This window comes from Streptococcus sanguinis (assembly GCF_020729725.1).
Classification (GTDB): domain Bacteria; phylum Bacillota; class Bacilli; order Lactobacillales; family Streptococcaceae; genus Streptococcus; species Streptococcus sanguinis_V.
In genome coordinates this window covers 546,048-559,800 of record NZ_JAJEPA010000005.1, presented here as the reverse complement: position 1 = coordinate 559,800, position 13,753 = coordinate 546,048, and the positions used below count along the sequence as shown (strand labels likewise).

General features: G+C 42.1%; 9 protein-coding genes and 1 pseudogene. All 10 read left to right on the top strand.

Features of this window, described 5'->3' with window-relative positions; genetic code table 11:
* Positions 1–9 precede the first annotated feature (9 nt).
* The 10 genes and pseudogenes from K4I03_RS02710 to K4I03_RS02665 all read left to right on the top strand — a co-directional run bounded on the left by K4I03_RS02710 (position 10) and on the right by K4I03_RS02665 (position 13,596).
* Positions 10–324 (top strand): hypothetical protein, encoded by a 315-nt coding sequence (locus tag K4I03_RS02710; RefSeq protein WP_227963648.1) that lies wholly within the window; start codon positions 10–12, stop codon positions 322–324.
* 397 nt (positions 325–721) lie between these two features.
* A complete protein-coding gene (locus tag K4I03_RS02705; protein WP_227963647.1) occupies positions 722–1,675 on the top strand; it encodes a phospholipase D-like domain-containing protein in 954 nt (317 codons plus the stop codon).
* Between the two features lie 151 nt (positions 1,676–1,826).
* Positions 1,827–2,156, top strand: a pseudogene (locus K4I03_RS02700) (hypothetical protein).
* 259 nt (positions 2,157–2,415) lie between these two features.
* The gene (locus K4I03_RS02695; protein ID WP_227963646.1) at positions 2,416–4,164 is read left to right on the top strand and encodes a glycoside hydrolase family 13 protein; all 1,749 of its coding nucleotides are present in this window, start codon (positions 2,416–2,418) and stop codon (positions 4,162–4,164) included.
* 160 nt (positions 4,165–4,324) lie between these two features.
* Positions 4,325–4,867 (top strand): ClbS/DfsB family four-helix bundle protein, encoded by a 543-nt coding sequence (locus tag K4I03_RS02690; RefSeq protein ID WP_227963645.1) that lies wholly within the window; start codon positions 4,325–4,327, stop codon positions 4,865–4,867.
* A gap of 33 nt (positions 4,868–4,900) precedes the next feature.
* On the top strand, positions 4,901–5,746 hold the full coding sequence (locus K4I03_RS02685) for a DUF4300 family protein (protein WP_227963644.1): 846 nt from the start codon (positions 4,901–4,903) through the stop codon (positions 5,744–5,746).
* Between the two features lie 46 nt (positions 5,747–5,792).
* Entirely contained in the window at positions 5,793–6,104 is a 312-nt protein-coding gene (locus tag K4I03_RS02680) for a hypothetical protein (protein WP_227963643.1), read from the top strand.
* A gap of 200 nt (positions 6,105–6,304) precedes the next feature.
* Positions 6,305–9,586 carry an ATP-dependent nuclease subunit B gene (gene rexB, locus K4I03_RS02675; RefSeq protein ID WP_227963642.1) on the top strand — a complete coding sequence of 1,094 codons (3,282 nt, stop codon included), beginning with the start codon at positions 6,305–6,307 and terminating at the stop codon, positions 9,584–9,586.
* Positions 9,583–13,257, top strand: coding sequence for a helicase-exonuclease AddAB subunit AddA (gene addA / locus K4I03_RS02670; RefSeq protein ID WP_227963641.1), 3,675 nt, complete (start codon positions 9,583–9,585; stop codon positions 13,255–13,257). The genes rexB and addA overlap by 4 nt, the downstream gene beginning before the upstream one ends.
* Before the next feature lie 33 nt (positions 13,258–13,290).
* On the top strand, positions 13,291–13,596 hold the full coding sequence (locus tag K4I03_RS02665; protein ID WP_227963640.1) for a DUF4298 domain-containing protein: 306 nt from the start codon (positions 13,291–13,293) through the stop codon (positions 13,594–13,596).
* Positions 13,597–13,753: the final 157 nt, after the last annotated feature.

Here is a 13,753-nt window from a genome sequence, read left to right as displayed (position 1 = left end):
AGGAAAACTATGAGTTTTAAAGATTTTAGATTAGAAGTAGTAACCGTTGAACGTGCATCATTCGATTATAGCATGACGATTAATAAAAACTTTGTCACTTTTAGTAAGGGAATTGTACAAGAACTTGATTACCTTGCACAGGTTTTAATTGCTTTCAATAAGGAAACTAAGGTTATGGGAATTCAAGTTTGCCGTGCTAAAACTAGAGGTTCGTTCAAGTTTTCAAAACCAGAGGATGAGCAGAAGGGGATTGTGCAAGTTATGAATAAGAACCTGAAAGAAATCTTGCTTCATTCATATCATGCCAGAGTAGAAAAGCGATAAACGTTATAAAATCGAGGGTATCCATATACCAGAGGATAAGGCATTCGTCTTTGAATTAACAAAATTTGAAGAACTGCCTGACTTTCGTAAGAACGAATCAGATGTTAGGAAATAATTAAGTTGGAGCCCCTATACTATAGTCACTCCTAAATAACTTTATCTTTTTCACAATCTCCTAAAGCAATATTATTATTGTTGTGGTCTTGCTTTTTTAATATTTTATGTAAGCGCGTTCGTGGTATAATATAGTCAGATAATGCTCAGGAGAAATTAATATGCAAAATGATATTCAACCATCACTACAGACTATAGTATTACTAGTGGTCATAGATGATTGCATTTAAAATTGACTAATATGATAAATTTATAAATAGAAAGGAAACCGAGTTAAAAAGTTATGGTAACATATCATTTAAAATCTAAGTCTGACAATGGAGGGGACACATACCATTTAGATAATATCGAATTATTATCACATATTGATTTTCACAGTATATTTGAAGAAATTTCTAGTTCGGCTAAGATCGACATCGTTACCTACAGTTTATATGATGATGAATTTGTAAAAGAACTTTTCCGTGAAAAAAGAAATGTTAGAGTCCTATTAAGTAAAATACATAAGCAAAGTCAACATTATGCAGATTTAATTCGGGAGATTGTATCTAATTCAGAGGTGATTCAAGTCGAAAAGACCCATGCTAAAATTATTCTAGCTGAGCCTAATTTTGTGTATCTAGGATCTCAAAATATTGATCAGTCAGACTGGTTTCAGACCGGTGTTATTATTCGGGATCAAGATATCTATAATTATTATCTCAATATTGTGGATGATTTAGCAAACGGGAAACCGCCTTACAATTTTTCACATAAAAGTTCGGATTATGTTTCACCAAATTATACTAAAATTCCTTATGAGCCCTTTAAACCGTCAATTTCATCAAAAACATTGCATAATGTTGAAGTTAAATTCTCTAAACAGTTAAATTGGAATCAAAAATTCAATGGATTACATAATAGAAAAATTATTATTACGACCTATACACTCCCAAATTTAGACTACATTCGCACAATGTTAAAAAAACTCTTTAAACAGCAAAACGATGTAACAATCTATGCAAATTCAATAGCTTTACCAACGCTAAAGAATCTTAAGAATGAATTTCAAAACTTAATTTTTGAAACAAGACCAAATTTACATTCAAAGATGGTTTTAGTTGATGATAATATCGTATGGATTTCATCTCAAAATTTCGGGACAAGCACTTGGTTCGAGAATACATTGAATATTAAGAGTGATGCTGCTTATTGCTTTTTTGAGACTACGCTAAGGGAGTTCCTACTAGACAAATAATCAATTGTTACGTTGAAATTTATTTCGTTTATAAATAGGAAGTTGATTAAAATAAACGATGTTCCTAAATATTGTATTTCAAATCATTTAGATGATTTGAAAGTTTATGTTTTCAATATAAGGTGCTGTATTATTTGGAGTTATAGCAATTATGATAGTTCTTATTGCTTGCGGTCTTCCTTTGGGAGAATATACAATGGGCGGACAACATAAAATCTTACCTAAAAAATTTAAAGTTTCGGCAGTCATTTCGATAGCTATCCAAATTTTTGCAATGATCATTGTTTTGTAAGCTGGAGGTTGTATTCCCTTGTGGCTGTCTTTTAAGGTTACTAAATATATTTGTTTCTTCTTTGCCGCTTACCTATCTTTGAATACGATTATGAACATGATTTCAAAAAGTAGGAAAGAAAAATATGTTATGACTCTGATTTTACTTATAGCCGGAATATGTTTTTGGATAACGGCATTTAAGATGTAATATGTAGAAAATAATGTTGAACGCGTAGGTAGTTAATATCATGAACTTTTTGCATAGAATTTTAAAGAATATATTGTGTTAAGTTTTGAAAAGAACATTAAAAGCCTTGTCTCCAAGGCTTTTTAATATTCTCTGCTATACCTCCTATTCCCAAACTTGAACAATAGCTTGCAATCATTTTTTTAAAATAGTATACTAGAGTCACATTATGAAAACGTTTGCTTTAAAAATTGAAAGAGAAGTCTAGGAGATGAAAAGTATGGAATTAACAGCCATTTATCATAGACCGGAGTCGGAATATGCCTACCTTTATAAAGAAGGTCAAGTTCATATCAGAATAAGGACTAAGAAAGATGATGTAGAGAAAATCGTTTTGCACTATGGCGATCCTTTTGTTTTTCTTGAAGATTCTTATGAAGATGTAAAAGAGATGGTCAAGGTGACCTCTGATTCCTTATTTGATTATTGGCAAGCAGCTGTCTCTGTGCGCTTTGCTCGGATTCAGTATTTGTTTGAGCTTGAGGATAAAGAGGGGCAAAGCGTCTTGTATGGTGATAAAGGTTTCACTGATAATTGTCCAGAAAACCTTGCTTTAGAAGGCAATGGCTTTAAACTCCCTTATATTCATGAGATTGATGGCTGTCAGGTTCCTGACTGGGTTTCAAAAACGGTCTGGTATCAGATTTTTCCAGAACGTTTTGCCAATGGAAATGCTGAACTTTCGCCAGAAGGAGCTCTAGATTGGGATTCATCTATCAGACCTAAAAGTACGGATTTCTTTGGTGGGGATTTACAAGGGATTATTGATCATCTGGATTATTTGCAAGACTTGGGCATTACAGGGCTTTACCTCTGTCCCATCTTTGAATCTCCAAGCAATCACAAGTACAATACGACGGATTACTTTGAAATTGATCGACACTTTGGGGACAAGGAGACTTTCCGTCAACTGGTGGAGCAAGCTCATCTGCGTGGCATGAAGGTCATGCTGGATGCGGTTTTCAATCATATGGGCGATCAATCCGCTCAATGGCAGGATGTTCTCAAGCATGGTGAAAAGTCTGTTTACAAAGACTGGTTCCACATTCAAAAGTCCCCAGTGACGAATGACAAGCTTGAGAATCCAAAAGAACTCCCTTATCATACCTTTGCCTTTGCCAGCTATATGCCTAAGTTAAACACGGCAAATCCTGAGGTGAAAGAATATCTCTTAAGCGTTGCGACCTATTGGATTGAACATTTTGACATTGATGCATGGCGGCTGGATGTGGCTAACGAGGTTGATCACCAATTCTGGCGAGATTTTCGTATGGCTGTTTTGGCCAAAAAGCCTGACCTTTATATTCTTGGAGAGGTTTGGCATACCTCTCAGCCTTGGCTCAATGGCGACGAGTTTCACGCTGTCATGAACTATCCTCTATCGGATAGTATCAAGGACTACTTTTTGAGCAGGAGCAAGAAGACCAGTCAATTCATAGCTGAGATTAACTGCCAGTCCATGTACTACAAGCAGCAGATATCTGAAGTCATGTTCAATCTCTTGGATTCGCACGATACGGAGCGAATTTTGGCGACTGCCAAAGGTGATATCCAGCTTGTCAAATCCGCACTCGCCTTTCTCTTTTTACAAAGAGGGACGCCTTGTATCTATTATGGGACTGAGCTAGAATTGGGCGGAGGTATGGACCCGGATTGTAGACGGGTCATGCCTTGGGATCGGGTGTCTGATAGCAATTACATGCTCAATTTTATGAAGAACTTAATTCAGCTTCGCAAGGAAACTGCGGATATTATTCAGTATGGGAAATTTACCCTAGAAGAAATCGAGCCTGATGTACTGGCTTTAGATTGGCAACATGATCATCAAGTAATCCGAGCTATTTTTAATCAGTCCAAAGAGAATTATCTCTTAGACAGAGATTCAGCTGATTTGGTGAGCCATTGCCAAACTGATGACCAGCAACTTGTCATCTTACCAAAGGGATTTGTAGTTTACTCTAGACTCTAACCGTAGCAGTAAATGTCTTTCTTTCCTTCTTTCTGATATAATATTATCAAATTTCATTTTCACAAGATGAAAATTATCCTGCTTCCGGGCATACCTTCTTGATGATTATTGTAAGGTAGTTGTTGATAAGTGGAGAAACTATGCAAAGGAGTGCAATCTTATGCCTAGACCGAAAACTAAAGAAGATTTGATGCTGGCTGCTAAGGAAAACTATGAGAAGCTACAAACTCTCATTTCTAAGATGTCTGATCAAGAGTTAAATACGCCTTTTGATTTTTCTCGGGATGAAAAGAAGAAAGAGGCCCATTGGAGACGAGATAAAAATGTAAGAGATGTTTTGATTCACCTCTATGAATGGCATCAGCTCTTGTTGAATTGGGTGCATTCCAATCAAAAGGGGCAAGAGCAGCCCTTTCTTCCTGCGCCCTATAACTGGAAGACTTATGGAGGGTTGAATCTGGAATTTTGGAAGAAACATCAGAATACTTCTCTTGAAGAGGCAACTGAGATCTTTCATCAGTCCCATCAAGATGTTTTGAAGTTGGCAGACACATTTACAAATGAAGAATTGTTTTCAAAAAATGTCTATAAATGGGTCGGAGGCACTGTACTAGGTTCCTATTTTGTAAGTGCTACTTCCAGCCATTATGACTGGGCCATGAAAAAATTGAAGGCTCATCAGAAAAATTGTAAAGCAAAATAGTCTGTAGAAGACAAGAATTAGAGAGAAATAAGAATGAAGAAATACAGCAAAATAATTATGTCCTGCGCCTGTCTGGTTTTGACTTTTGGGCTGGCAGCATGTGCTAGTTCGCAGAAAAATAAAGAAACAAGTCAAACTACATCGACTTATTCAAATCTAAACAGTAAAAAGAGTGTCGAAGAAGTCAAGAGTTTGTTGGCAGCTGACTTGGATAAAGACAGTGTCGATAACTTTGTTAATCTAGTCAATGACTACAATGGACTTGTCGGCTCCACTGGATTAACGGGCGATTTCACTAAGTTTACCAAAACCGAATATGATGTAGAAAAAATCAATCCTCTGTGGCAGGCAAAAAAGGGCGATTTTATCGGGACAAATTGTCGGATTAATACTTACACTTTGCTGAAAAATAGCATCGAAATTCCTCAAATAGAAAAAGATGATGAACTCTTGTTCATAGATAATGATTCGATTGACAAGGGCAAGCTCTTTGATGCCAAGGATAAGGAAGAATTTAATATTCTGTTTTCAAGAGTCAAGACTGAAGCGACCCAAGATGTAAAAGTCCATGCTAAGAAGATGGAGGAATACTTCAAACAGTTCAAGTTTAATGAAAAGGCTCGAATGCTCTCTGTCATTGTTCATGACAATCTTGACGGCGATTCTCTCTTTGTCGGTCATGTCGGCGTCTTGGTTCCAGATAAAGATGGCTACTTATTTATCGAAAAGCTGACCTTTGAAGAGCCTTACCAGGCTATCAAGTTTGCGACCAAGGAAGATGTCTACAAATACTTGCAGACCAAATATAAAGACTACACAGGAGAAGGACTGGCCAAACCCTTTATCATGGACAATGATAAGTGGGTAGAGGATAAGTAGTATGCTTGAGTTAGCATTAAGAAAATAGAACTGGGAGATTTAGCGTATGGAATTAAAAGATTTTACAGAAAAAGAGCAAGAGCAGATCAATCAAGGGCTCAGCACCGCAGAAATTTCCGATAAGGAAGCTGCCAAAAAGATTCTGGCACTTGTCCCCCAAGAGTGGATTAAGAGGATTCCTTTTTTCGTGAGAGGGCATGCGACGACCAAGACGGTTGAGCGAGTTGCTAAGCAATATCCTGAGTTGTACGCTGTCGCTAAGCAGCAAGGCGAACTTCCTGACAAGGAAAGAGAAGAATTGCGCGTGATTATGACAGAGATTTTTGAAGAAAAGATGAATAAGCATAAGATTAAATGAGCCCTTACTTTGAAAGAAGTGAGAGCCTTAGGAAGTCACTGGAAGCAGTGGCTTTTTCGTTTTTTATGGACATGATGAGGATGGTCACTAAGACTATCTTTAGATGATGGGGTTTAATCGGGTTTTGGGACTATTCTCCATGAGAATTATTGGCAAAAATGGTATAATGTTCCTATATTTTCTAGAGGAAAAGGCAGGCTATGAAATTACTTTATACAGATATTCGCCATTCTTTGACCAAGGTTTTAGTGGCTGAGGCTGAGAGCTTGGTGGCGGCTGGTAAGCGAGTCTTTTATATTGCGCCAAATTCGCTATCTTTTGAGAAGGAGCGGGCGGTTTTGGAGTGCCTGAAGAACAAGGCTTCTTTTGCCATTACAGTGACGCGCTTTGCCCAGATGGCTCGGTATTTTGTCCTCAATGATGTTCGGCAAGGGCAGAGTTTGGACGATATTGGTCTGGGAATGCTGATTTATCGGACCTTGACAGAGCTAGATGACGGAGAGCTTAAGGTCTATGGCAGGATTAAGAAGGATCCCCAGTTTATCCAGCAACTGATGGATCTTTATCACGAACTGCAGACTGCCCAGATGTCCTTTGCGGATTTGGAATTTCTAGAGGAGCCTGAGAAGCGGGAGGATCTGGTCAAGATTTTTACAGCGGTAACTGTTGCTCTGAATAAGGGGGATTTTGATTCGTCTTCTCAGATTGCTACTTTTGCCCAGCATATTCTAGCTGGCGACACAGATGAGGAGCTGGCAGATTTGGCCCTGGTCATTGATGGCTTTACTCGTTTTTCTGCCGAAGAGGAATACTTAGTCGGTCTTCTGCATCGGAAAGGTGTGGAGATTGTCATTGGGACCTATGCCAGCCAAAAAGCCTATCGAGCAGCCTTTCGTGAGGGCAATCTCTATCAGGCCAGCGTGGATTTTTTGAGAAAGCTGGCCGAGGACTATCAGGTCAAGCCTGACTATATCCCTCATGCGGAAGCAGAAGATGCCTTTGGGCGGATTTCTAAGATTTTGGAGAGTCGCTATGACTTTTCTGAGTCGGCTGTTGAAGTTAGTGAGAAAGACCGCTCTCAGCTGCAAATCTGGGCTACTATGAACCAGAAAGAAGAGCTGGAGTATGTGGCTAAGTCCATCCGGCAGCGAATTCATGATGGGGCGCGTTATAAGGATATTCGTCTGCTTTTGGGAGATGAGGAAGCCTACCAGCTTCAGCTCAAGACTATTTTTGACCAATATCAGATTCCCTACTATCTGGGGAGGAGCGAGTCGATGGCCCAGCATCCGCTGGTTCAGTTTGTTGAGTCCTTGGAGCGACTCAAGCGTTATAATTTCCAACTGGAAGACCTGCTCAACCTCTTAAAGACAGGGCTCTACGGAGATTTAACTCAGGAAGAGCTGGATCATTTTGAGCAATATCTGCGTTTTGCGGACATTAAGGGAGCAGCCAAGCTAGCCAAAGATTTCACGGTCAATAGCCAAGAGAAATTTGACCTAGACCGTCTCAATCATATTCGTCGTCGGGTCATGACTCCGCTACAAGACTTTTTCAAATCCCGCAGCCAGACGGCGTCGGGACTCTTAGCTAAGTTTACGGAGTTCGTCCAAGCAACCCGTTTGTCTGACAATTTGACAGCTCTGCTACAGGGAACAAGTCAGCAGGAGCAGGAGCGTCATGAGGAAGTCTGGAAGGCTTTCAGCCATGTCTTAGAGCAGTTTGCTCAGGTTTTTGCGGATAGTAAGGTCAAACTAGACGACTTTCTGGCCTTGCTCCTCTCAGGTATGCTTTTGTCCAACTATCGGACAGTGCCGGCGACAGTAGATGTGGTCAAGGTCCAGTCTTATGACCTGATAGAGCCTTTAGCAGCACCTTATGTCTACGCTATTGGACTGACCCAGGAGCGTTTCCCGAAAATCGCGCAAAACAAGAGTTTGCTCAGTGATGAAGATCGGGCTCGACTTAATGAAGAGACGGATTCTCAGGCAGAACTGCAGATTGCCAGTTCAGAAAATCTCAAGAAGAATCGCTACACAGCCCTGTCGCTGATGAATTCTGCCACAAAAGAGCTGGTCTTGTCTGCGCCAGCCTTGGTCAATGAAGTAGAGGACAGCATGTCGACCTATCTGCTGGAATTGACTGCAGCTCCGCTTTCCTTGCCCATCATTGTCAAAAAGCCTCAGGCTTCTAGTGACGATATTGGCAGCTACCGAGCTCTCTTGTCTCAAATCATCGAGCTCCATCAAGAGGAGATTGACCGAGAGTGGACAGCAGAGGAGCAGACTTTTTGGGCAGTGGCTGTGCGGGTTCTCCGCAAGAAATTGGCAGCAGAAGGCATCAGTATTCCGCAAATTAGCAAGGAACTGAAAACGGAGCCTCTGCAACCGGAAACTCTGCAAACCCTTTATCCAAAAGATCAGCCCCTCCGACTTTCAGCCTCTGCTTTAAACGAATACTTCAAAAATCAATATGGCTATTTCATCAAATACGTTCTGGGATTACAGGAAGAGTGGACTATTCATCCAGATGCTAGAAGCCACGGAAATTTTCTGCATCGAATTTTTGAGAAAGTACTTCAGGAGGATACTAGTCGAGACTTTGACCAGCGATTAGAGGTGGCAATAGACGAAACCATGCGGGAGACTGAATTTGAAAGCCTCTACAATGAATCTAGTGAGAGTCTCTTTACTCGTCAGTTGCTACTAGATACAGCTAAGTCAACGAGCCAAGTTCTGGCCCAGTCAGCTGGGATTGAAACGATTGGGGAAGAAACAGTCTTTGGGAACAGTAAAGAGCCTTTCCTTATCTTGGAAGATGGCAGATCTGTTAGTGTTCGAGGCAAGGTGGATAGAATTGACCGTTTGCTAGCTGATGGGAGTCTGGGAGTCGTGGACTATAAGTCCAGTGAGACTAAGTTTAGCTATGAAAAATTTTTTAATGGTCTGAATTCTCAGCTTCCGACTTATCTAGCGGCTATCCAGGAACTCCAAGCTCAGCAGGAAGGTAGAGATCTTTTTGGTGCCATGTACTTGCAAATGACAGAGCCTATTGTTGCCCTTAAAGATAACAAAGAGCTAGGAGATGCGGTCAAGGAAGTTGCGAAAACCATGCAGTACAAGGGGCTCTTTTTAGCAGATAAGCTGGCCTCTTTGGGTCCTGTTTATGAAAAGAGCAAGGTTAATAGTCTCAGTCAAGAAGAACTGTCTATTTTACTAGCTTATAATGAAATTCTCTATAAAAAAGTAGCTGAAGGCATTCTAGCTGGCCACTTTGAGATCAATCCCTACACAGAAAATGGCCGGAATATAGCACCTTACGTCGATCAATTTAAGTCTATTACAGGCTTTGAAGCCAATCGCCACCTAGGCCAAGCCAGACAGTTAGATAAATTAGATTTGACTAAATTTGAAAAACGTCCAGTTGGTGAGAAACTGCGCCAAGCATGGATAGAAAAGATGAGGGAGGAGTTGAAAAAATGAGGAAGAAGTCTTTTTTAAGTCCAGAAGAAATTAGTCAGCTACAGCATTTTGAAGCCACTTCTAATAAAGAACAAAAACGGACTGCTGAGCAGATTGAGGCTATCTATTCCTCAGGTCAAAACATCTTAGTCTCTGCATCAGCTGGATCAGGGAAAACCTTTGTCATGGTCCAGCGGATTATAGACCAGATTCTTAGAGGTGTTGCTGTCAGGCAGCTCTTTATCTCAACCTTTACCGTCAAGGCGGCAGGCGAGCTAAAAGAGAGGCTGGAGAAGGAATTGGGCCAGGCCTTGAAGGAGGCCAAGAGTCCTGAACTCAAGCAACATTTGACCCAGCAATTAGCTGATCTGCCCAATGCCGATATTGGTACCATGGACGCCTTTACCCAGAAAGTGTTTAGTCGCTATGGTTACCTGCTTGGTTTGGCACCGAACTTTCGGATTCTCCAGTCTGCCAGTGAGCAGCTGATTCTGCAAAATGAAGTCTTTAGCCAAGTATTTGATCGTTACTATGACAGCGAGCGTCAGGCTTTGTTTAGCCGTTTGGTTAAGAATTTTACTGGTAAGCGGAAGGATTTATCAAGTTTCCGGGAGCAAGTTTATCGGATTTACAGTTTTCTGCAGTCAACCAGCAGTCCTCAGCGCTGGCTGGAAGAAACCTTCCTCTATGGCTATGAGCACAGTGACTTTGCAGCAGAGAGAGAGCGGATATTCGGTCAAATCAAATCAGCCCTTTGGGAGCTGGAAGCTTTCTTTTCTTCCCATCTGGAGCATGAAGGAAGAGAGTTTGCGGGCGCCAAGTATCAGGAGAATGTCCAAGACGCTCTGACCGCCTTAGCAGGGCTGAATGAATTGTCACCGATAGAAGAAACAGCTCAGGTTCTCAAGCAGATTGTAGCACTTTCCCAACTGTCCAATGGCCAAGCCTTTACAGCTCGGGTTGGCAAGAAAGCAGACGAGCTCAAAAAAGAAATGGCCAAGGATTACAATGAAGCCAGGAAGCCTATGATTGAGCAGCTACGCAGCTTTGACCAGCAGCTTTATCAACTGGACTTTATTGAGCAGCATCAGGATGAGTGCCTGCCTCTAGTTGAGCTTCTGCGGGATTTTGTGGCGGATTTTGCACAGGCTTACTTGGAGCGTAAGAAGGCGGAAAATACCTTTGAATTTGGTGATATCAGCCATTTTGCTATTGAGATTTTAGAGAGATTCCCAGAGGTGCGTCGCTTTTATCAGGAACGCTACCACGAGGTCATGGTGGATGAGTATCAGGATACCAACCACACGCAGGAGCGCATGCTGGACTTGCTTTCCAGAGGGCAAAATCGCTTTATGGTAGGTGATATCAAGCAGTCTATCTACCGCTTCCGTCAAGCGGATCCGCAGATTTTCAGTGATAAGTTTAAGGCTTATCAAGAGGATAGCAGTCAGGGCAAGCTAATCGTCCTCAAGGAAAATTTCCGTAGTCATCTTGAGGTGCTGGAAGCAACCAACGATGTTTTCAAACGCCTGATGGATGAAGAAGTCGGTGAAATTGACTACAATGAAACCCACTATCTGGTGGCTGGCAATCCATCCAAACGCGAGCCTAATCCAGCTAACCGCGCTTCCTTCTTAATCTATGAAGGATCCAAGGAGAGCCTGGAAGAGGAGGTTGATGAGGGCTTGCCGCAGGCAGTATCAGCTGGGGAAGTGGACCTAGTCATCAAGGAAATCATCCGCCTGCACAATGAAGAAGGAGTGGCTTTTAAAGATATTACGCTTCTGACGGCATCCAGAACCCGTAATGATTTGATTTTAGCTGCCTTTGAACAGCACCAGATTCCGCTGGTACCAGATGATGGCGCCGCAAACTATCTGCAGTCAGTGGAGGTTTTGGTTATGCTGGATACCCTTCGGACCATCAATAATCCACTGAATGACTATGCCCTGACTGCCCTTCTCAAGTCTCCCATGTTTGACCTTGGTGAGGACGAGCTGGCTCGGCTGTCCCTGCAGGCCAGTCAAGAGCATTCTCAGGAAAATCTTTATGAAAAGCTGGTTAATGCCCTTCAAGGAAGAGGTTTGAACTCTGATTTAGTCACTCAGGAACTGCAGAAAAAACTGCAGCATTTCCATGAGACCCTACAAAGCTGGCGGACCTATTCCAAGACGCATTCCCTGTATGATTTGCTTTGGAAGATTTATCAGGACCGTTTCTACTATGACATGGTGGGAACTCTAGCCAATGGTGCCCAGAGACAGGCCAATCTCTATGCCCTCTCTTTGCGGGCCAATGAGTATGAAAAGTCTAGCTTTAAAGGCCTTTCTCGCTTTATCGGGATGATAGACCGTATCTTGGAAAATCAGCATGATCTAGCCAGTGTGCCAGTGGCGGCGCCTAAGGACGCCGTTCGTCTCATGACCATTCATAAGAGTAAGGGGCTGGAGTTCAAGTATGTCTTCCTGCTCAATATGGACAAGGCCTTCAACCGTCAGGATAGTAGCTCTGCTATTATCCTTAGCCGGACCAAGGGAGTTGGCATCAAGTATGTGGCGGATGTATCGGTGTCTGTGGAAGATCCTTATGCGCCTAATCAGCTGCGCATTTCCATGGATACGCTGCCTTATCAGCAGAATCTAGCGGAGCTGCAGTTGGCCAGTCTGTCTGAGCAGATGCGTTTGCTTTATGTGGCCATGACGCGGGCTGAAACCAAGCTTTATCTGGTCGGTAAGGGCGGTCAAGAGGCCTTGAAAAAGCGTCAGTGGGGCAAGAGCCAACAAGGGCGTTTGTCTGCCAGTCTGCGCAGCCAGCTCAACAATTTCCAAGACTGGCTCTATGCCATTCAGGCTGTTTTTTCCGATGAGAATCTTGCCTACGAGACTCGTTTTGTCACTGATGAGGAGCTAACTGCTGAAGAGATAGGGCGAATTAATGAGCCTGTGCTCTTTCCAGCGGATGATTTGGCAGATAATCGTCAGTCGGATGATATCCGTCGGGCTCTGGATATTTTAGAAAGCGTGGATCGACTGAATAGCCAGTATCGCTCTGCCATTGAGCTGCCTAGTGTGCGAACTCCAAGCCAGATTAAGAAATTCTATGAGCCCATCATGGATACAGATGGTCTGGATATCATGGATGAGCGAGCAGCTTTTCGGCCTCAGCCTAGCTTTGAGTTGCCTGATTTTGGCAGAAAAGCCAAAGTGACTGGGGCTCAAGTCGGCAGTGCCGTTCATGAACTCATGCAGCGGATTCCTTTGGATAGCCGTCCCAGTATGGCTGTACTTCGTTCTGCCTTGGCTCAGGTTCAGGCCGATGAAGCGGTTAAAAAGCAGATTCAGCTGTCTAAGATTGCATCGTTTTTCGAGACGGATTTGGGGCGACTCTTGATTGAGAACAGTGACAGAGTTCGTCGAGAAGCACCGTTTGCCATGCTCAAGAGAGATGAGGCCAGCGGTCAGGAATTTGTTTTGCGGGGGATTTTGGATGGTTACCTGCTATTTGAAGACCGGATAATTCTCTTTGACTACAAGACGGATAAATACAAGGCCCCATCTGAGTTGATTGCTCGCTACCGAAGCCAGCTAGACTTATATGCTCAAGCTCTCAGCCGTTCTTATGGCATTTCGCAGATTGAAAAATATTTGATTTTGCTAGGTGGTGAACAGCTGCAGGTGGTTCAGGTGAATTGATTATTTTGTCGTGTCCAGAAAGGAAGGAAGCCTGTGGAACAGTTAGAACGCATTCAAAAAATGGAAAAGCACCTGAATAAATATTCTCAGGTATTGGCAAGAGCCCAGGAAGCTTTAGCTGAGTTGGAGCACTGCCAGTCAGATTATATTCAGTTGAGGGACTACTATACTGGTCAGGAATTTTTTGATGATTTAGAGTTCTCGAATGGACCGGATTTCCCTGAAAATATAGCTTGCGGCGTCTTAAGCGAAGATGCTGTCTATGACCTGATGGGGGAGCATTTTGAAACAGCAATTAATCTGTTGGATTTGTCTAGCTCTATGCTGAAAGAACGTTAATTTATTTAGAAAGGAAAAAATAATTAATTTTTTTCAATTTTCCTCTTGCTTTTTAATAAAAATTCATGTAGAATAGTCAACAATAAATTGAAAGCGATGAGAGAAAAAGTCTAAGACAAGAAACAGAGAGTGCCTAATGGTGAGATAGCATGCAATC